The following is an 18,468-nucleotide window of genomic DNA, read 5'->3' on the forward strand; positions in this document are numbered from 1 at the left end:
AGCTGCGGCGGTGCGAGCTGAGTCCCACACCGCGAACGAACAGGCCCTAGACGCGGTCGCTCGCGCGAGCTGGCGGCCGCACCCGACGCAAGACGAGTGAGGAACCGCGTGGACTTCGACGTCACGATCGAGATCCCCAAGGGGAACCGGAACAAGTACGAGGTGGACCACGAGACGGGGCGGATCCGTCTCGACCGGACGCTGTTCACCGCCACCCAGTACCCGGCGGACTACGGGTTCATCGAGGACACCCTCGGCGAGGACGGCGATCCGCTGGACGCGCTGGTGCTCGTCCAGGAGCCGACGTTCCCCGGCTGCCTGATCAAGTCGCGGGCCATCGGCATGTTCCGGATGCGCGACGAGAAGGGCGGCGACGACAAGGTCATCTGCGTGCCCTCGGACGACCCGCGGCAGGAGCACCTGCGCGACATCCACCACCTCGCCGAGTTCTACCGGCTGGAGATCCAGCACTTCTTCGAGGTGTACAAGGACTTGGAGCCGGGCAAGAGCGTGGAGGGCGCGACGTGGGTCGGCCGCACCGAGGCCGAAGCGGAGATCAAGCGCTCCTACGAACGAGCCAAAGAACAGGGGCACTAACAGGGTGCGCGGATTGGCTTGCGTAGCGGTGCGGGTAGCGGAACCTCAGAGGCGGTGCCAGCTGCGAGCGTGGGAGGAAGCGGCTGCCGCCGCTTGCCTGACGACCACCCCTCACCCCAATCCGCGCGAGTTCTGAGACGGGCGGGTTGGCGCGAAATCGCCGCTTCCCGTGGAGCGAGGGTGCCAATTTCACGCGAAATTGGCACCTCCACGGCCCGCCGAACGGGTTCGAAGCCAGCAGCCGAAAGCGCCGTGCAGGAAAGACCGCCCTCCTCGCGCTGGATTCGAGGAGGGCTTTTCCGTGCCCGATTGCCGAACGTGGGGCACCTTTTCATCGGTGCTGCCGCGCGAAGACGTTGCCTTGCCGCGCGCGTCAACGTTTACCGTCGAGCGCATGCGAATCGGTGAACTGGCCAGGCGCGCTGGAACGACCACTCGCGCGCTGCGGTTCTACGAATCACAGGGGTTGCTGACGGCACGGCGCTCGACCAACGGCTACCGGGAGTACGACGAGGCGGACTTCCGGCTGGTCAACGAGATCCTGACGCTGCAGGCCGTCGGACTCAGCCTCGACGACACCAGGCCGTTCGTCGATTGCCTGCGCGCCGGTCACGAGGCCGGGGACTCCTGCGCCGATTCGATCGAGGTCTACCAGCGCAAGCTCGCGGAGGTGGATGCCTGCCTGGACCGGCTCAACTCGGTGCGGGCGAGCCTGCTCACCAAGTTGGCCGCGGCTGTGGCGAGGCAACCCGAGCCGTGCCGCGTGACCAGTGAACCGAACGAAACCGAGGAGTCCTGATGTCACCGACGAGCCTTTCCGGCGAGGTTTCCGCAGTCACGGATGAGACGTTCGAGCGCGAGGTCCTGCGGCACGGCACACCTGTCCTGGTGGACTTCTGGGCGCAGTGGTGCCCGCCGTGCCACATGATCGCGCCGGTGCTGGCGGAAATCGCGGTCGAGCGGGCGGGCTCGCTGACCGTCCGCAAGATCAACACCGACGAGAACCCGCTCGTGGCGCGGAACTACCAGGTGATGTCGCTGCCGACGCTGATGCTCTTCCGCGACGGCCAACCGGTGCAGGCGCTCGTCGGCGCGCGCCCGAAGGCCAAGCTCCTGGCAGAACTGGACGCCGCCCTGCGTTGATGAACAACGCTAGGCACTTATCCACAGAGCTGTGGATAAGTGCCGAACCTGTGGATAACTCGTCTCGGAGCAACTTCATTTTTCGGTGCCGCCGCCTACGTCAGCGACGACGCACATGCCGCGACACCCAGCCGAGTGCCGAACCGTCGGACCGGCGCAGCACCACGACCGGTGTCGTCGAAGCGTGCTTCCCGCTACCCGGCGTGTACCGGTCGCGCGGTGCTCGCTGCTGGTAGAACCAGGCCAGCTCGGTCCGCACCCGAGCGACCGCCCGACGCCGGAGCAGGTGCCTGCGCACTGCTGGAGCCGACACGAGCAGGCCGCCGACTGCCACTGCCGTCACCATCCACCACTGCATCCCGCTCCTTCCGCCAGGCGCGCGGCCGTGTCGCGTCCAAACGAGTTCCAAAGGAGAAATGCCGATCCGCGCGGTTTCTGACGCGGCTGCGACCGAGACCACCCCATCGTCGCATCAAATTCAACAATTGTTGATTTTTTGGCCACTCCGCGTTACCTTGCTCGCAACAGCACGTGGAGGTTGGTATGAGCGCGCTGAGGACCCGGACCCTTCTCGACCTCGGTGAGATCGACGCGAGCGGCGGCGAGCTGGTCGGCGGCAAGGCCGCGAACCTCGGTGAGCTGCTGGCCGCCGGTTTCCGGGTGCCGCCCGGCTTCTGCATCAGCACGCTCGCCTACGACGAGGTCTGCCGGGAGCTGACGGACGAACTGCTCGACCGCCTACCCGGCTCGGCCGCCGAAATCCGCTCCCGGTTGGCGGTCGCCGAGCTCCCCGCCGGGCTGGTCGCCGCGATCAGCTCGGCCTACGCAGAACTCGGCCGGGACGTGCCGGTCGCGGTGCGCTCCTCGGCGACCGCCGAGGACCTGCCGCACGCCAGCTTCGCCGGTCAGCAGGACACCTGTCTGAACGTCATCGGCGAAGCAGCGCTGCTGGACGCGGTGCGCCAGTGCTGGGCTTCGCTGTGGACCGACCGGGCAGTGGCCTACCGAGCGGCCAACGACATCGACCACCGCGCGGTGCGGCTGGCAGTCGTCGTGCAACGCATGGTGGACGCGGCAGCGGCCGGGGTGCTGTTCACCGCGAACCCGGTCACGGGGCGCCGGACGGAGGCGGTGATCGACGCGAACACCGGGCTCGGCGAATCGGTGGTGTCCGGCGCGGTCACCCCGGACCACTTCGTGGTCGAATCCGGCCGCATCACCGCGCGACGGCTCGGCGACAAACCAACCAGCATCCGCCCGAGGTCCGGTGGCGGCACGGAATCCGTTGCGCAGCAAGGCGATCGGGCTTCGATCAGCGACGACCAGGCGCACGCCCTCGCCGCGTTGGGCGCGGATGTGGCGCAGCACTACGGTGCCCCGCAGGACATCGAGTGGGCTATCGACGGCGACGGCGTGCTCTGGCTGACCCAGTCGAGGCCGATCACCACGCTGTTCCCGCTGCCCGACGAACCGTACGAAGGCCTGCACGTCTACCTGTCGATCAACGTGGCACAGGGCGTCTACCGGCCGATCACACCACTGGGCGGGGCGACGTTGGCGCTGATGTTCACCGGCCTGATGCGCAATCTCGGGATTCCCGTCGACGGGACGCGGCCCAAGGTGTGGCGGCAGGCCGACGGTTGGCTGTTCGCCGACATCACCGGCATGACCCGCAACAAGATCGGCCGAGCGGTGGCCCCTCGGGTGTTCGCGATGGCCGAAGCCCGCACCGGCAAGGTCTTCGAGTCGCTGCTCGACGATCCGCGGCTGCCGCTGGATGCGAAGGTGCCGTGGCCGCTGCTGCGCCGACTCGCCGGAATCGTCGCGCACACCAGGGCACCGATCGAGGTCGTGCGAACCCTGCGCGACCCGAAGCGCGCTCGCGATCAGGTCTTCCGGCTGGTGCCTGAAATCCGCGCGGAACTCGCCCGCGTCGAACCGTCGTCCGCACCCGAGCGGCTGGCCGCAGTCCGGCAATACCTGCTGGAGATCACGACTCCACGCATCGCGAAGATCCCGCCGCGGCTGCTGCCGATCCTCGCCCTGAGCCGCTTGCTGCCGAAGCTCGTTGGCAACGCGGCGACCGCCGAGGAAGTGCAGATCGTGCTGCGCGGCATCCCGCACAACGTCACAACCGAGATGGACCTGGAACTCTGGGGCATCGCACAAGACGCTCGCCAGGACCCCGAAACGGCCCGGCTGTTCGGCGAATCGACCGTTGCCGACCTGGCCCAGCGCTACCAGGACCGGACGCTGCCCACCGGAATCCAAAGTGGACTCGGCGCGTTCCTCGACCACCACGGGCACCGCGCGGTGGCCGAGATCGACATCGGAGTAGCGCGCTGGTCGGAGAATCCCGCGCACGTGCTCGGCCTCATCGCGAACTACGTGCGGACCGGGGAGGACGGGCACGCCGCCGACGAGCAGTACCGGAGCGGAGTGGCCGAGGCGGAGCGGATGGCCGCCGAGATCGTGTCCCGGCTGCGGCGCAAGAACCGGCTGCGCGCTCGGATCGCCGACTTGGCGATGGACCGGGTGCGACAGCTCATCGGAATCCGCGAACTGCCGAAGTACTGCCTGGTCATGGCGCTCGCGCAAGCTCGTCGCCAGCTGCGGGCCATCGGCCGGGAACTCGCTACGACCAGCCGGTTGGCGCAGGCCGAAGACGTGTTCTTCCTCGACTACGACGAACTCGCCGAGGTGCTCGACGGCGCTGACCACCGGAAGTTGGTGGCGCAGCGCCGCGAAACCCACGAGCGAGAACTGCGGCGTCGACACCTGCCGCGGGTGCTGCTTTCGGACGGTGCCGAACCGGAGGCGATGCTGCCCGCCGAAACGGCCGACGGCCAGTTGGTCGGAACGTCCGCATCGGCGGGCAGCGTCACGGGAACGGCGCGGGTGGTGCACGACCCGGTCGGCGCGCAGTTGGCACCGGGCGAGATCTTGGTCGCGCCGTCCACGGATCCCGGCTGGACGCCGTTGTTCCTGACCGCTGGGGGCTTGGTGATGGAGATGGGCGGGCCGTACTCGCACGGCGCGACGGTGGCGCGGGAGTACGGAATCCCAGCGGTGGTCGGCGTTCCCAGCGCGACGAGCCGGATCAGCGACGGCCAGCAGATCACCGTGCACGGCTCCGCAGGCACCGTCGAACTGTCCTGACCCACCACGCCCGGTCCCGAGAGCACCGCAGCGCCGACGGGACGCGTCGAAGCGCGAGGCCGAGCGCTTTCGGATCCTGGCGCGGCGATGGCCCCCGCCTGGGGTGGCGGGGGCCATCGAGTCCTTTTCGGGGGCGCGATCGGTGGTGCGACCGCCGGTCCAGCGGTGTGCTCGACCGAGAACCCGCTGCGGGAGGGGGTTTTCCGGCGAGTTCCGGTGGGTCGGTGAACTGCTGCGGCGCGGACGGGCGCCGTCGACGATCAGGTTCGGTGCGTCAGCCGCCGAGCTGGTTGGTGCCGCCGAGCGGGCCGTGGCTGAGCAGGTCGTTGACCTTGTCCAGCGGCGCGGCCGGGGTGGCCTTGCCGATCGGCAGACCGCCGCTGAGGCCACCGAGCGGGCCCTCTGGTCCGGTGATGCCGCTCAGCGGGTCGCCAGCCTTGCCCACCGGCAGTTCGGTGTCGCCGACCGGGGATCCGGCAAGCACGCCGCTGAGCGCTTCGCCGACCAGGTCGGGGTTCTGCTCCGCGGGCGGCAGCTGGGCGGGCTTGGTCTCCGGAGTGCCGGCCGTGGCGTGGTCCAGTGCCGAACCCGTGCCGGGCGGCAGCAGGTCGTCCGCCGGGCCACCGGACTTCGGTGCGGGCAGGGTCTGCCCAGCGGGGATCACCTCGCCGATCGGCAGCGCCCCGAGCGTGCTGCTCGGGTCCAGGCTCCGGCCACCGGTCGCACCGCCGAGCAGGCCACCCAGCGCGTTGCTCGGGGCGAGGCCCTGGCCGCCGGTTGCGCCGCCCAGCAAACCGCCCAGCGGGGTGCCGCCGAGCAGGCCGGACAGCGAGCCGAGCGGGAGCTGTCGGTTGCTGGGCCCGGCTAGCTGTTGTTCCAGCGGAACCACGTCGCCCACGGTCTGCTTCGCGGAGTGCAGCGTGCCCGCGAAGTGGTAGGCCGTCTGGGCGAGGTTGTTGTCCGTGGGCAGCTCGGCGGGCAGCTGCGGGGTCTCGGCGGCGTTCGCGGTCGCGGCGAAGCCGACAGCGCCAGCGCTGCTGGCCAGCACAGCGGCCGCTGCGGTAAGGGTGCGCTTCATCGCAATGCTCCTTTCTGCACAGGCCGTTTCCTGTGCGCCCGCCGGAGATTACGGAAGAATCACCCTCCACTATTCAGCGATCACATAAGTGGGAAATGTGGACGTTCAGTGATCACCATCGATACCTTTCACCCCACTTTTGTGGGATATGGGTTCTGACGTGATTACTGCCCGAGCCCATCTGTGGCTGCCGAGGGCAACCGGCGCGCCTGTTCGGCCCGCAGCGCCTCGACCGCGTCGGCGAATTCCGCGTACGCCTCGCGCTCACCGTCACACCGCCGATACCGGCCGACCCGCAACTCCACCGACTCGTACTCGCGCTCCAAGGCGTCGGCGGTCTGCTGCCACGCGGTGGACCGGTCCCGGTAGTTGGCATGTCCGGCGAACGCCGCGGACAGCGCGACGAGCACGCTCAACACCGCCGCCATCCAGCGAACGTCCACAACGGACATCGCGGTCGCGGTGGCCGTCGCGGCGACTATCGAGCCGCCGATGACGACCGTCTGCAGCGCATTGCCCTTCCAGCGGTCCCGGCGGGCCTCGCTCCGGTAGCGCTCGATGAGCTCCGGCAGCTGGGCCCGGTAGCGCTTGTGCGCGCCCAGCAGATCGCCGGACTCCAGTTCGTCCAACAGGTGCTCGCGGTGCGCGTGCTCAAGCGTGCGCAGTTCTGACTCCACCGCGCGAACCCTAAAGTGCTGCCGGTAGAGGAACTTCGCCGACACCGCGATCGAGGCCACCGCCAGCGCGAACACGATCCCGGCCGGTAGCACGGCACCCCATAACCCCAGCACGGCCGCCGCAACACCGATCAGCACCAGGTTGCCCGGCAACGCCCACAGCAGGAGCAGCCGCTGCACCATCCGCGCGCGGTAGTGCTGCTCGGAACGCTCAGCGATCCGGCGTTCCCAGTCCGGCGGCTGACGATCCTCGGCGAGCACTCCACCGCCGACGATTCCGGCCGTATCCACTCGCTCCATCACATCGATCCTTCCAGCGCGTTAGTGCGATCGAAGTAGCTCCCGGAGCACCACGACAATCGGCTATCAGGGTGATCGTCGAATAGGCCGATCGGTCCACCATCAGATGCGCCGAGTGATCGCTGCTGGCCTCGAACATTGCGCGCTGATCGATATCCGGCAGTGATAACAGCCAGTGGTGCCATGCCCGGCATCGCGGGCGGTTTGCAGGGCTTGCCACTGTGACAGCGCCGTCGAAGCGGCCGTCAACCGGGTCCCGCGGAACTCCGATGAGAACGCGCGAGGAAGGTGCGCTGGATCAATGCGTCAACCGAGCGGCCACCTCCCGGTAGAACAGCACCGGATCCACTGGAACTCCGGATACTTCGACCTGGAAGTGCAGGTGCGGCCCGGTTGATTCGCCGCGGTCGCCCATCGTCGCGATCAGTTGCCCGGCCCGCACCTGTTGCCCGACCTCGACGAAGCTCTCGTCGATGTGCCCGTAAATCGAAACGATGTCGCGCTGGTGCGAAATTCTGATCCACAGGCCATAACCGCTGGCGGGTCCGGAATCGATGACGGTGCCGGACGAACTCGCCCGGATCGGAGTGCCGATGTCGTTGGCGATGTCAACACCCTTGTGCACAGTGCCCCAGCGCTCACCGAAGCCGCTGCTGATCTCACCAGCCGTGGGAGCGACCCACATCCGTGCAGGATCAACGGGCGGACCGAGGTCGCGAGATGCCTGCGCGGCGAACTGAGCGATTCGATCCGGAGCAGCCGTCGGAGGAACCTGCTGGGCACCCTGCACAGCCAGCGTGGCGGCCACAACACCGGCGGAGCACAGCGCACTCGCGCCGAGCAGGCTGACCAAGCCGCGAATCACGGTCTTTTCTCGAATTGACATTGCGTTCAACTCCTCCCGCCACCCGCGGCTTTCCGCGCGGTGGCCGGGCCGAATTCCGCAGCCGCCGAACATTTCCAATCCGACGGCAAGGCGGTTCGGCAAGATTGCAGCTGAACCGCGCCGCGAATGCATTCGGAAATGACCGATCAGGACGACAGCGGAATTCGCCGTTGCCCCGGCCGGATGAGTGGGAAGGTCAACCACAAGAAATCCTCGCCGACACTCTGTGTCCACAGTGGTCACGATTCTCGGTGAATCGCGACGGGGTCGAACCCGAAGTCCTTTCCACCTGTTACACCGGGTGCCGAACGCCGCCGATCCGCCCGATTCACCTCCCCGACCCCCACTCCACCCGACCGAGAGTCACCCGATCGAGCCAAAAGTGACGGGTGCGTTCGGCCCGGCCGCTTCACCCGAAGGCACCCTTCGCGCATCCCGCATCCGAGGTGCACCGGGTGACCACCGCACCGGCACCCACCCCAATCGAGTGACGAGTGAAGGGCACCTTTTACCCAGTAAGTTGGTGAAAGGTGCCCTTCACCCGGGCGCTGCGGTGGGAGCAGCGGGTACCAGTGGGAGGTTGAGGTGGACGAGGCGCGGATCGAGACGGTGGCGGTGCACGGGGGCGAGCGGCGGCCCGGCCCCGAGGGGTCCGTGGTGTTCCCGATCTACCAGAGCACGGTGTATTCGGTCCCGGCCGACACCGACTACCACGACATCAGGTACATCCGGCTGAACTCGACGCCGTCGCAGACGTACCTGCACGACAAGCTCGCCGCGCTGGAAGGCGCCGAAGCCGCGCTCGCGACCGCTTCCGGCTTGGCGGCGATCTCGACGGCGTTGCACAGCGTGCTGCGCACCGGTGATCACCTGCTGGTCGGCGACTGCCTCTACGGCGGCACGCACGACTTCCTAACCCACCACGCCGCGGATTTCGGTTGGAGCTACACGTTCATCGATCCGCAGCGCCCGGAAACCTGGGCAGCCGCCCGCACCCCGAGCACCCGCGCGATCCTGGTGGAGAGCATCACCAATCCCCTGGTCCGGGTCGGGCGGCTGCGCGAAATCGCCGAATTCGCCAGGGATTCGGGCTTGGTCAGCCTGATCGACAACACCTTCGCCACGCCGGTGAACTTCCGGCCGACGGCCGCGGGTTTCGACCTCTCCCTGCACAGCGCGACGAAATACCTCAACGGCCACTCGGACATCGTGGCGGGCGCGATCATCGGCCGGGTCGACTACGTGGAGCGCGCCCGGACCACTTCGAACCACTTCGGTGGCAGCCTCGACCCGCACACCGGGTTCCTCCTCGCCCGCGGCCTGAAAACGCTGGCGCTGCGGGTCCGGACGCAGAACGAGAACGCCTTGGCGCTGGCCGAATTCCTCGCTGCGCAACCGGAAATCCGCGAAGTCAACTACCCCGGCCTGGCCGCGCACCCGGATCACGGGCGCGCGGCCGAGCTGTTCAACGGCTTCGGCGGCATGCTCAGCATCCGGCCCAGCGGCGGTGTCGAAGCGGCCCAGGCGCTCATCGACGCGGTGCAACTCCCCTATGACGCACCGAGTCTGGGCGGGGTGGAGTCGCTGATCACCCGCCCGGCGGCCACTTCGCACGCCGGGATGAGCCGAGCGGACCGGGAAGCCCTGGGCATCACCGACGACCTGGTCCGCATCAGCGTCGGCATCGAGCATCGCGACGACCTCATCGCCGATTTCGCCCAGGCCCTGGCCAAGCTCTGACCCGGTCGCGCCACCGGGTCAGCACGTCACTTGGGCTCGACGAACTGCACGTCGAGTTGGACCTTGACGACGTCGCCGAGCAGCGCGTTCGAGGCGCCGAAGTGGATGCCGTAGTCGCCGCGGCGGATCTCGCCGGTCGCCTCGAACCCGGCGTGCCGGGAGCCGTCGGGGAAGTCCTGGATGCCGCCGAACTCGACCTCGAAGGTGATCGGGTTGGTCACCTCGCCGATGGTCAGCTCGCCGTCGAGCGACCAGTCCGCGCCGTCGCCTCGCAACCCGGTGGAGCGGAAGGTCATCGTCGGGCGGCGCTCGACGTCGAGCAGTTCGGCGGAGAGGACGTGCGCGTCGCGGTCGGTGTTGCCGGTGTCGATGGACGCGGTGGCGACGGTGGCGTTGATCACGCTGCCGTCGAGCGTCTGGCCGACGAGTAGTTCGGCGTCGATCTCGGCGAAGCGGCCGCGCACCTTCGACACGCCGAGATGGCGGATCGCGAAGCCGACCGAGGAGTGGAACGGGTCCAGCGCCCAGCGCCCGGATGCGAGCGGAAGTGCAATCGTCATGGCCACCAACCTGCTGGTCGCGCCGAACGCGAGGAAGACCGTGCGGATACTGGCCCTCGCAGGGCCACGATCCGCGCGATTCCAGCAGGTAGATTCCAGTCGTGCGCGACAACGAGCTCGGCGTCTTCCTGCGCGCCCGCCGGGAAGCCATCGCCCCTGCCGAGGTGGGCCTGCCCACCGGCCCGCGTCGCCGCACTCCAGGGCTGCGCCGGGCGGAACTCGCCACGCTCGCCGGGATCAGCGTCGAATACCTCACCCGGCTGGAACAGGGTCGCGACCGGCACCCCTCCGCCGAAGTGCTGGGCGCGCTCCTCGACGCGTTGCAGCTCTCCGCTGAAGACCGCTCCCAGCTGTTCCTCATCCTCGGCTACGACAAACCGGCCGCGTTGTGCCCGCGGGTGCCAGACCCGCCGGTCCAGGCAGTCCGTCCGGGGGTGCAGGCGATCCTCGATCGGCTCGAACCTGGTCCGGCGCTGGTCGTGAACCGAATCAGCGATGTGCTCGCGTGCACCGACGGATACCAGCGGCTGGCGGGCCCGGTTGGCGTGTTGGACGGTGCGCCGCCCAACCTGCTGCGCTTCCTGTTCACCGACGGCCGAGCCCGCACGGCGCACCCCGAGTGGGGTCGCGCCGCGGACTCGCAGGTCAACTTCTTCAAACTCGGATTCCACCCCGAGGACGCGCACTCCAGCCGGATCGCCGAGGAGCTGGCCGATGCCGCTGGATACGAGTTCACCGCCCGGTCCGAATCGCCGCCCGCGGTGCCCGAGCGCACCGGCGTGCAGCGGTGGGTGCACCCGGAGGTCGGCGAGTTGCGGCTGGGCTTCGAGGTCCTCGAACTCCCGGATGCCGACAACCAGCAGATGATCATCTACCTGCCCGACGACGAAGCGACCGCCGCCGCGCTCGACCGCCTCAACGGACGCCACCCCGGCGCACTGCGCGCCGTCCCCGGCTGATCCGCGCCACTCGCGAGGGGCGCGTCCATGTCCGATTTCGCGCGAAATTGGCCGTTCCGCGACCCGCACCGGCACGCGGGGCAAGATGCCGGACGGCTCTAAGTTGGTTGGTATGACAAGGAAGATCGTGGTAATCGGTGCCGGAATCGTCGGGTCGTCGATCGCGGCGCAGCTGCCCGAGGACGTCGCGGTGACTGTGCTCGACCATGCGCCGACCGGCCAACTGCGCGGATCGACCGGGCGCGCACCCGGCTTGGTGGGCCTGTTCAACGAAGCGCCGGTGTTGACCGAGCTGGCACGCGCGAGCGCTGCGCTGTACGACGACCTCGAATTCAACGGCGAGCGGGCTTTCGACCGCGTCGGTGGCGTGGAGGTCGCGTTCACCCCGGAAGCCGTGGCCAAACTGGAAGAACGCGCGGAGCTCGCGGCAGCTGCCGGACTTCCGCACCGGTTGCTCGACGCGGCCGAGACGGTTGCGCTGGCGCCGGAACTGATCGACCCGGCGCACTGCGTCCGCGGCCTGCACTTCGCCGACGACGGCACCGCGCGCGCCGGGATCATCACCGCGGCGCTGCGGAAGCGCAGCAACGCTCGGTTCGTCGACGATGCTGCGGTGGTCGGCATCGAAATCCGCGGCAACCAGGTGTCCTCGGTGCGGACCGCGACGGAGTCGTTCCCGGCGGACGACGTGGTGCTGGCGAGCGGCATCTGGGGCCCGGTGACCGCATCGCTGGTCGATCAGCAGCTCCCGCTGACACCGGTCGCCCACCCCTACGTGCACGGACCGCAACGCCCGCGATCCAGCGCGCCGACACCGTTCGTGCGCTGGCCCGAGCACCACGCCTACGCGCGTGACCACGGTGCCCGCCTCGGCCTCGGCACCTACGACCACACCCCGCAGCCGGTCCCCCTCGACCAGCTCGGCCAGCACGCGGAGCAGCCGTGGCCGGGTGAGCTGTTCGACGATGCCGTGCGACGAGCGATGGAACTGCTGCCCGCAGCGCACCGCTTCCCGATCGCGGAGCGGCTGAACGGCGTGTTCGCCATGACACCGGACAACCTGCCGCTGCTCGGCGCCTTCCCGGACATCGCCGGACTCTGGTCAGCGGTGGCGATCTGGGTGACTGCCGCCGGAGGCGCGGCCCGAGGTCTGGTCGAGTTGATGTGCGACGAGGAGCCGACCATCCCCGACCTCGACCGACTGCGCCCAGACCGCTTCGCCGACCAGGACCCGAGCGACCTCGAAACCCGCGCGCTGCGCCTGTACCGGGACATCTACGCCACCGCGTGACCCGGCTGTCGAGGCGGATCCGGACGATCACGGCATTGGTCCCGTCGGTCCCGCGGATTCGTCCGGTTCCGCCCGCACCGCCGCGCGAATGGCGAATTCGACCGATTCGAAGTACTTGTGCGCCGTTCCAGGTGCGAGCCGAGTCGCACGGCCCGCAGCACCTTCGCTGGCCAAGCACGAGTCGAGGCTCCCCGGCTGATCGGCACGACCACGTCCATCCACATCAGACGGTGACTGAAATGCGGGAATACCAGGAGCGGAACGACAACGCAGCGGCCTTCCCGCCGGTGACCAACCGGACGCCGTCGCACCGCCGAGACCACCCGTGGGCCCGCGTCCGCACCGGATCCGAGCAAACTCCCGATACGCGTCACCCCTTCGAGTGACACACGTCTAAGATCGTCAAGTCCCGCGAAGACCCGGCTGACTGAGGACCGACGTTGAGCGATCAACCGAAGAACACGAAACCCGGCCACGGTCTCTGGTTGTCCCGTGCCGCACTGGGCTTCGTCGCCCTTGCTGCGGTGATGGGCTGGGGTGCCAGTTTCGTCGGCCTGCACGCCTACGGCCAGGACCAGATGGTCGGCTTCAGCTACTGGACGGCATGGCTGATCCCGGCGACGTTCGACGGCGCGGCCTTCGGCGCCACGCTGATCACCTACCGCGCCTCGATCTACGGCCGCAGCGCGCTGCGCGGACGTCTGCTGATGTGGACCTTCACCGCGATCTCGTCGTGGATCAACTGGATCCACCAGCTGACCCCGGAGGCCAGGGTCGTGGCCGCCGGTCTCCCGGTCGCCGCGGTCGCCGTGTTCGACGTCGTGCTGGCCGAGCTGCGCGCCGACTACGAAGAACGGCACGGCAAGCGCCGCCTCCGGCTGCGTCCTGGACTCCTGCTGCTGCGGTGGCTCGTGGACCGCGGCGGCACCGCTGGCGCGTTCCGCCGCCAGGTCACCGACATCCCGGTGTCCGAGATCGCTGGCCTCGGACCGACCTTCCACGAACAGGTCGGATCGACCAAACCAGCCCTGCCGTCGAAGCCGCCGGAACCACCGCGGTCCGGGTACCAGCGGATCCCCATCGTCCAACAGCCGAGCCAAGCCCCGCCGCGAGCGCCGGTCGCCGCCGAACCACGGCGCTCGCCCGAATCGCCAGGTCCGGCAGAACTACCGGACCGTGCCGAATCTGTGCGCTTCCAGTCCCAGCAGCCCGCATCGAAAACGCCGGAAGCGACCGAAGCCCAGACGCGCGTCGTGGCCGAAGCCGAGCCGGAAGGCCGTTCCGAGCTCGAAACACCGGCCGAGTCCGGGACCAACGGTCGACCGCAAGCTCCGGCCGAAACCAACGTCGAGCGGGACGAACCTTCCGACCAGACCCCCGGCGCTGCCGAAGCCCCGGCCGCACCCGAGCCAGCGAACGCGAGCAACGGCACCACCGCGAAGCTGGACCGCAACCACGAGGTCGACCCGTCGGAGCAAACCCAAACCCTGCCGCCGGTACCGGAAGAACCCCTGACGGACGAGAACAAGCGCACCTTCGCCCGCCGCGACTACCGCCTGTCCCTGGAGATCGGCGAACCCATCACGGGCGCCCAACTCGGCCAGCGCTACGGCTTCTCGGAACGCTGGGGTCGCCGCCAGATCGCGGCGGTCCGAGACGAGATGGAACACGACGAACTCACCAAAACCCCGAACCGCGAACTCATCAGCGTGGACTGAAAACCCGAGCTCGTAGGACCAGGGCTCGCGATTTCGCGAGAAATCGCGAGCGACAGCGGTGCTTCGCAGATCTCGACGGCCAACCGGTCAGCGAGCGGATGGTGCGGCGGTGTGGCTGATGGGGACGGTGTGCGTGACCCACGAGCCGCCGCTGAGGAGATGCAGCAGGAGCGACGTCGGCTCCGGAACGAAGTACGGGAGCCCATCGCGCAGGGTCAGGCCGCTTTGGAGATGTGTGCTGGGCGCCACGGCCAGGACGCTGCCCGCGAAGGCCGCGGTGATGGGACGGTGCACGTGCCCGGTCAGGACACGAGCGACGTGGCGATGGCCAGCGAGCACCTCGCCCAACTCCTCGCCGTCCGCCAGCCGCATCCCGTCCAGGAACGGGATGCCGATCGAGATCGGCGGATGGTGCACGCAGACGATCGCCGGAAGATCCGACCTGCGCGCGAGAACCTCGTCGAGCCAAGCCAGCTGGGCCGCGCCCAACCGACCACCGCCCGAATCGGGCACCTTGGAGTCCAGGACGATCAAGGTGAACGCGGGGTATTCCACGGCGTAGTGGGTTTCCGTTGCGCCGCCGAGGAAGCCCGTGCCGCTGAACTCGCCCAACAACGCCTCGGGGTCGTCATGGTTGCCCGTCGCGAAGTGCAGCGGCAGCGGAAAACGGCCGATCACCTCGCGCAGCGCCTGGTACTCATCCGGGCTGCCTCGATCGACCAGGTCACCGGTGATCACAACGCAGTCCGGCTGCGGATCGAGCGCGAGAACACGGCCGAGAGCGCGGTTGAGCCCAGCGGCCGGAGCGCTGGCCAGCATGCCGGTGGTGATGTGCGGATCGCTGAGATGTGCAATCGCCAGAGTCATCCTCGAACAGTCCACGACATCAATCCCCAACGGCAATCAATCACGCCGAAGGCGAAACATCGGAACTTGCCAACGCCGCGTCCCGGTGAATGGGGAACCGTCCAAGCAACTGCGGCTCCGCCGGGCACCTCCCAGCGCCGTCCTGACGTCAGGCGTGCAGGAAGCGGGCGAAACCCACGAAGCGCGGGTTGATCGTCACCGGGACCCCGTCGTCGCCCATCGATCGGACCCCCTCCAGCACTGCTTCATCGGGCTCGCCGTATACGTCGAACTGCCGCACCGTGCAGTGCGCCATCACCTCGCGGATGTAGGGGTCTGACATCTGCCAGTGCATCAGGATCGACTCCGAGTCGCGGTAGAGCTGGTAGCTGTAGGCCAGCATGCGCTCCTCGTCGATGAACACGTCCACCATCAACTGCGGGCCGTGCTCTGCGACGAACTCGACCGCTTTCCGCACATCGAGCCGGAAATCCTCCAAGTGGCCGGTTGCGATCTGCATGGTGTTGCGAAACAGGATCGGACCTTCATCTGATGACAACATGGCGCCAGTGTCAAACTTCGATCAAACTCGAAGTCAACCCCGATGACGAACGGTTGGGGTCAGGGCAGGTTGAGCTGCCAGGAGACGCCGAAGCGGTCGTTTACCCAGGCGAACCTGGTGCTGAATCCGTAGTTGTCCAGCGGCATGAGCTCGTCCCCGTCTTTGGACAGCTCGGCGTGGAGTCGCTTGAGCTCGGCGTCGTCGGCGCACTGCACGTAGATCGAGGTTGCGGGCGTGAAGGTGAACGCGTGTGAGACGTAGCTGTCGATGCACATGAACTGCTGACCAGCCAGGGAAAACGTGGCGTGCTGCACGCTGCCCTCCGCGCCTGCCTCGTTCGGGCCGTAGCGGGTGATGTTCAAAACCTTCGAGTCGGCGAACAGCGAGGTGTAGAGCGTCATCGCTTCCTCGGCCCTGCCCTCGAACATCAGAAACGTGGTCAGCTTCTGCGGTGTGCCCTCGGTCATGCCTGATCTCCCTGGTCGATGGCGGCGGCAAGCCAGTGCTGCCAACGCTCGGCGCGCTGCTGCGGGTCGGCGAGTGCGCCGTAGTGGTGGTCACTGACCGCGATCGGCATGCCGATCGCGGAACGTTCGTGGAATCGGATGAGCTCATCGGAGGTGCGCAGCCCGATGAACTGCTCGGTCAGGTAGTCCACCTCGCCGCGGATCCGCCCTCCGCCAGGCAGGTCGATCGTCACCTGTCCGCCGAGCCGGACCGGTGCGAGCAGCCGGTGCAGCCGGTCCCATCCGCCGACCGCGGGCGCCTGCGCCTCCGCATAGGACGCCGGACGACCGTGGAAGTGCCGCAGGTACTGGGCGAGCGTGAACAGGTACATGTCCCAACCGCTGCTGGTCATGCCCTCGTACTCGTCGCTCCAGTCGTCGCCGAGGACGCCACTGTGGACGAACCGGAGCACGCTCGTCCCACCGTCCCTGCCCTCGATCAGGTACTCGAAGGCGTTCGTGGAGCCGTCCTCGGCCGCCGGGGTGCGGATGGTCAGCTTGCGCGGCGGGTCCCACTCGGCGACCTCGGAGCTGTCCGGGTCGATCTCCATCGGCATGAGCCATGCGGCCAGGCCGGGACCGGTGGCGATGGCCTGCCAGACCTCCTCCGGCGACGCGGGCAGCTCGATCTCCTTGGGCAGCTTGAACTCACGCGCCATCTCGGCCCTCCTGCGCTGGGCTCATCGACGGGTGCAACCCCACCACGAGCCGGTGCCCGCGGCCCCTGGCCGCGCTCTCATCGTGGTACTTCGCCACCAACCCGGCGACCGCGTCGGAGAGTTCCTGGGCGAACGCGGCCCGTTCGGCCGCGCTTGCGAAGCGGATCTCCCCGTCGATGGCGAAGGTGGCCACCCGTTTGCCCGCCTTGGCTCCGGCGCCGATCAACGCGCCGACGTCCTGCACCAGGCGGGCGGCCACGGCCAGCAGCCATTGGGCGGAGAGCCGGTCCGGCGAGCGGGACGGGTCCGGCGCCACCGGACCGCAGGCCGACGGCGAGATCACGTAGGCCCCAGCGGTCGCGCGCATCACGCGCTCGGTCATGTTGCCCTTGCGCCGCTCCTCGACCAGCCCGATGAGGCCGTGCTTCTCCAGGCCACGCAGGTAGTAGTTGACCTTCTGCCTGCTCAGACCGAGCTTGGCCGCGAGTGACGACGCCGAGGCGGGTTCGGCGAGTTCGTGCAGCAGCCGCGCCCGCACCGGTTCCAGCGTCACCGCAGCCGCGGACGGCTCGTCGATAACCGCAACATCCAACATGCACCCGAGCATGCCCTTGACAAGATTTGTTGTCAAGACAGCCATAACTGTCGGAGAGCTCGCCTACCACGTCCAGCCGAATGGAAAAAACGGTCAACATCACCGTATATCTAGCATGTTTCATTCTCCTAAAACCGCGCTCTGATACGCTTCGTGTCGATGAGTGATCGATCTTTGAGCGACGACGAGCTTGATCTCGTCGCCACCCTGCAGATCGCACCGCGGGCGCCGTTGAACCTGCTCGCCGAGGTGCTCGGGGTTTCGGTGAACACGGTCCGGCGGCGGCTGAGCAGGCTCCACGACGAGCGGCTGATCCGGGTGATCGGACAGCTGGACTGGTCGCTGTCCGGCGAAGGAAACCCGTGGCACGTCTGGGTGCGCACCGAACGGGGCTGCGCCAAGCAGGTCGCCGAGCACCTCGCCGGGATGCCGGACGTCCAGATGGCCGCCACCGCGGCTGGCCGCGCGGACGTGTACTGCGCCGTGCAACCCGCCCGCCGGGTGCATGTGGAGAACCTGCTCACCGAACAGCTCCAAGACCTGGACGGGATCCGCTCGGTGCACTCGGAGCTCGTGCTGCGCGCGTTCACCAAGTCGAGCTCGTGGCGGTTGCGGCGGCTCAGTGCCGAACAGTCCGCCGCGCTGCACACCGCGACACTTCCCGACGAAGTCGATGACGAACTCGGTGACGAACTCGGCCGCGACGAGCTGGCGGCGGTACGCCTGCTGCACGAGGACGGCCGGATCAGCGCTGCCCAGATCGCCAGACGACTCGGCATCGCCCCGTCCACGGCCTACCGGCTGACGCAATCGCTGTTGCACCGCGGTGTGATCCGACCGAGCGTCGAAGTGGAGCCCCGACTGCTCGGCTACCGGTACGAAGCGATGATCGCGTTGCAGGTGCGCCCCGGCCAGACCAACACGGTCGCCGAGGAACTCGCACAACACCCCTCCGCGCGGTACGTCTCGGTCACCGCTGGCACCTCGTCGGTCATCCACGGCGGCGTCTTCGCCGACGAGGAGGCACTGGGCGAGTTCCTCACCGGTGATCTCGCCGCGCTCGGCGGCATCACATCGTTCGAGGTCTCCGTCCTGCTCAACATCTACAAGCGGCATTGGCTGCCACGTGCGCACGGCGAGATCGGCGCCACCGTCAGCCGGTACTCGCGCCCCGAATAGGCGATCGTCAGAG

At 68.2% G+C, this 18,468-nt stretch carries 19 protein-coding genes; 9 read left to right on the forward strand and 10 right to left on the reverse strand.

From position 1 onward, the window contains the following. Positions 1–108: 108 nt before the first annotated feature. The 3 genes from MOQ72_RS31270 (at position 109) to trxA (ending at position 1,740) form a co-directional block, all read left to right on the forward strand. Positions 109–597 (forward strand): inorganic diphosphatase, encoded by a 489-nt coding sequence (locus MOQ72_RS31270; protein WP_168586214.1) that lies wholly within the window; start codon positions 109–111, stop codon positions 595–597. Between the two features lie 394 nt (positions 598–991). Further along, positions 992–1,396, forward strand: coding sequence for a MerR family transcriptional regulator (locus MOQ72_RS31275; RefSeq protein ID WP_242189351.1), 405 nt, complete (start codon positions 992–994; stop codon positions 1,394–1,396). Further along, complete coding sequence (trxA, locus tag MOQ72_RS31280; protein ID WP_242189352.1) at positions 1,396–1,740, forward strand: thioredoxin; 345 nt, start codon at positions 1,396–1,398, stop codon at positions 1,738–1,740. The genes MOQ72_RS31275 and trxA overlap by 1 nt, the downstream gene beginning before the upstream one ends. A 100-nt stretch (positions 1,741–1,840) precedes the next feature. Here trxA and MOQ72_RS31285 read toward each other — a convergent pair whose 3' ends face one another. After that, positions 1,841–2,098 (reverse strand): hypothetical protein, encoded by a 258-nt coding sequence (locus tag MOQ72_RS31285; RefSeq protein ID WP_242189353.1) that lies wholly within the window; start codon positions 2,096–2,098, stop codon positions 1,841–1,843. A 185-nt stretch (positions 2,099–2,283) separates the two neighbouring features. Here MOQ72_RS31285 and MOQ72_RS31290 point away from each other — a divergent pair, with 185 nt between their 5' ends. After that, positions 2,284–4,899, forward strand: a complete 2,616-nt coding sequence (locus MOQ72_RS31290) for a PEP/pyruvate-binding domain-containing protein (RefSeq protein WP_242189354.1) — start codon at positions 2,284–2,286, stop codon at positions 4,897–4,899. A 274-nt stretch (positions 4,900–5,173) separates the two neighbouring features. On the opposite strand, the gene MOQ72_RS31295 is transcribed toward MOQ72_RS31290, so the two are convergent. From MOQ72_RS31295 to MOQ72_RS45335, 3 genes are all read right to left on the reverse strand, one after another. After that, positions 5,174–5,977 (reverse strand): hypothetical protein, encoded by an 804-nt coding sequence (locus MOQ72_RS31295; protein ID WP_242189355.1) that lies wholly within the window; start codon positions 5,975–5,977, stop codon positions 5,174–5,176. Between the two features lie 164 nt (positions 5,978–6,141). Continuing rightward, positions 6,142–6,954, reverse strand: a complete 813-nt coding sequence (locus tag MOQ72_RS31300; protein ID WP_242189356.1) for a DUF4231 domain-containing protein — start codon at positions 6,952–6,954, stop codon at positions 6,142–6,144. A 298-nt stretch (positions 6,955–7,252) separates the two neighbouring features. Further along, complete coding sequence (locus tag MOQ72_RS45335) at positions 7,253–7,840, reverse strand: M23 family metallopeptidase (RefSeq protein WP_308198001.1); 588 nt, start codon at positions 7,838–7,840, stop codon at positions 7,253–7,255. Positions 7,841–8,425: 585 nt separating this feature from the next. On the opposite strand from MOQ72_RS45335, the gene MOQ72_RS31310 reads away from it, so the two are divergent. Further along, positions 8,426–9,580, forward strand: coding sequence for a trans-sulfuration enzyme family protein (locus MOQ72_RS31310; protein ID WP_242189357.1), 1,155 nt, complete (start codon positions 8,426–8,428; stop codon positions 9,578–9,580). 26 nt (positions 9,581–9,606) lie between these two features. On the opposite strand, the gene MOQ72_RS31315 is transcribed toward MOQ72_RS31310, so the two are convergent. Further along, positions 9,607–10,140 carry a YceI family protein gene (locus MOQ72_RS31315; protein ID WP_242189358.1) on the reverse strand — a complete coding sequence of 178 codons (534 nt, stop codon included), beginning with the start codon at positions 10,138–10,140 and terminating at the stop codon, positions 9,607–9,609. Between the two features lie 101 nt (positions 10,141–10,241). On the opposite strand from MOQ72_RS31315, the gene MOQ72_RS31320 reads away from it, so the two are divergent. The 3 genes from MOQ72_RS31320 to MOQ72_RS31330 all read left to right on the forward strand — a co-directional run bounded on the left by MOQ72_RS31320 (position 10,242) and on the right by MOQ72_RS31330 (position 14,108). Next, entirely contained in the window at positions 10,242–11,099 is an 858-nt protein-coding gene (locus tag MOQ72_RS31320; RefSeq protein WP_242189359.1) for a helix-turn-helix transcriptional regulator, read from the forward strand. A 112-nt stretch (positions 11,100–11,211) separates the two neighbouring features. Then, on the forward strand, positions 11,212–12,390 hold the full coding sequence (locus tag MOQ72_RS31325; protein WP_242189360.1) for an NAD(P)/FAD-dependent oxidoreductase: 1,179 nt from the start codon (positions 11,212–11,214) through the stop codon (positions 12,388–12,390). Positions 12,391–12,830: 440 nt separating this feature from the next. Continuing rightward, positions 12,831–14,108 carry a DUF2637 domain-containing protein gene (locus MOQ72_RS31330; RefSeq protein ID WP_242189361.1) on the forward strand — a complete coding sequence of 426 codons (1,278 nt, stop codon included), beginning with the start codon at positions 12,831–12,833 and terminating at the stop codon, positions 14,106–14,108. Positions 14,109–14,195: 87 nt separating this feature from the next. Here the strand turns inward: MOQ72_RS31330 and MOQ72_RS31335 are convergent, their stop codons facing one another. The 5 genes from MOQ72_RS31335 to MOQ72_RS31355 form a co-directional block, all read right to left on the reverse strand. Then, on the reverse strand, positions 14,196–14,975 hold the full coding sequence (locus MOQ72_RS31335; protein WP_242189362.1) for a phosphodiesterase: 780 nt from the start codon (positions 14,973–14,975) through the stop codon (positions 14,196–14,198). A 148-nt stretch (positions 14,976–15,123) separates the two neighbouring features. Continuing rightward, the gene (locus MOQ72_RS31340) at positions 15,124–15,516 is read right to left on the reverse strand and encodes a hypothetical protein (protein ID WP_242189363.1); all 393 of its coding nucleotides are present in this window, start codon (positions 15,514–15,516) and stop codon (positions 15,124–15,126) included. Positions 15,517–15,575: 59 nt separating this feature from the next. Continuing rightward, complete coding sequence (locus MOQ72_RS31345; protein ID WP_242189364.1) at positions 15,576–15,983, reverse strand: VOC family protein; 408 nt, start codon at positions 15,981–15,983, stop codon at positions 15,576–15,578. Next, the gene (locus MOQ72_RS31350) at positions 15,980–16,681 is read right to left on the reverse strand and encodes an SRPBCC family protein (protein ID WP_242189365.1); all 702 of its coding nucleotides are present in this window, start codon (positions 16,679–16,681) and stop codon (positions 15,980–15,982) included. Before MOQ72_RS31350 ends, MOQ72_RS31345 begins: the two co-directional genes overlap by 4 nt. Then, complete coding sequence (locus MOQ72_RS31355; protein ID WP_242189366.1) at positions 16,671–17,276, reverse strand: ArsR/SmtB family transcription factor; 606 nt, start codon at positions 17,274–17,276, stop codon at positions 16,671–16,673. Before MOQ72_RS31355 ends, MOQ72_RS31350 begins: the two co-directional genes overlap by 11 nt. A 159-nt stretch (positions 17,277–17,435) precedes the next feature. Here MOQ72_RS31355 and MOQ72_RS31360 point away from each other — a divergent pair, with 159 nt between their 5' ends. Next, positions 17,436–18,455: an Lrp/AsnC family transcriptional regulator gene (locus tag MOQ72_RS31360; RefSeq protein WP_242189367.1), complete on the forward strand. Its 1,020-nt coding sequence runs from the start codon at positions 17,436–17,438 to the stop codon at positions 18,453–18,455. Positions 18,456–18,468: the final 13 nt, after the last annotated feature.

Source organism: Saccharopolyspora soli (assembly GCF_022678645.1).
GTDB lineage: Bacteria > Actinomycetota > Actinomycetes > Mycobacteriales > Pseudonocardiaceae > Saccharopolyspora > Saccharopolyspora soli.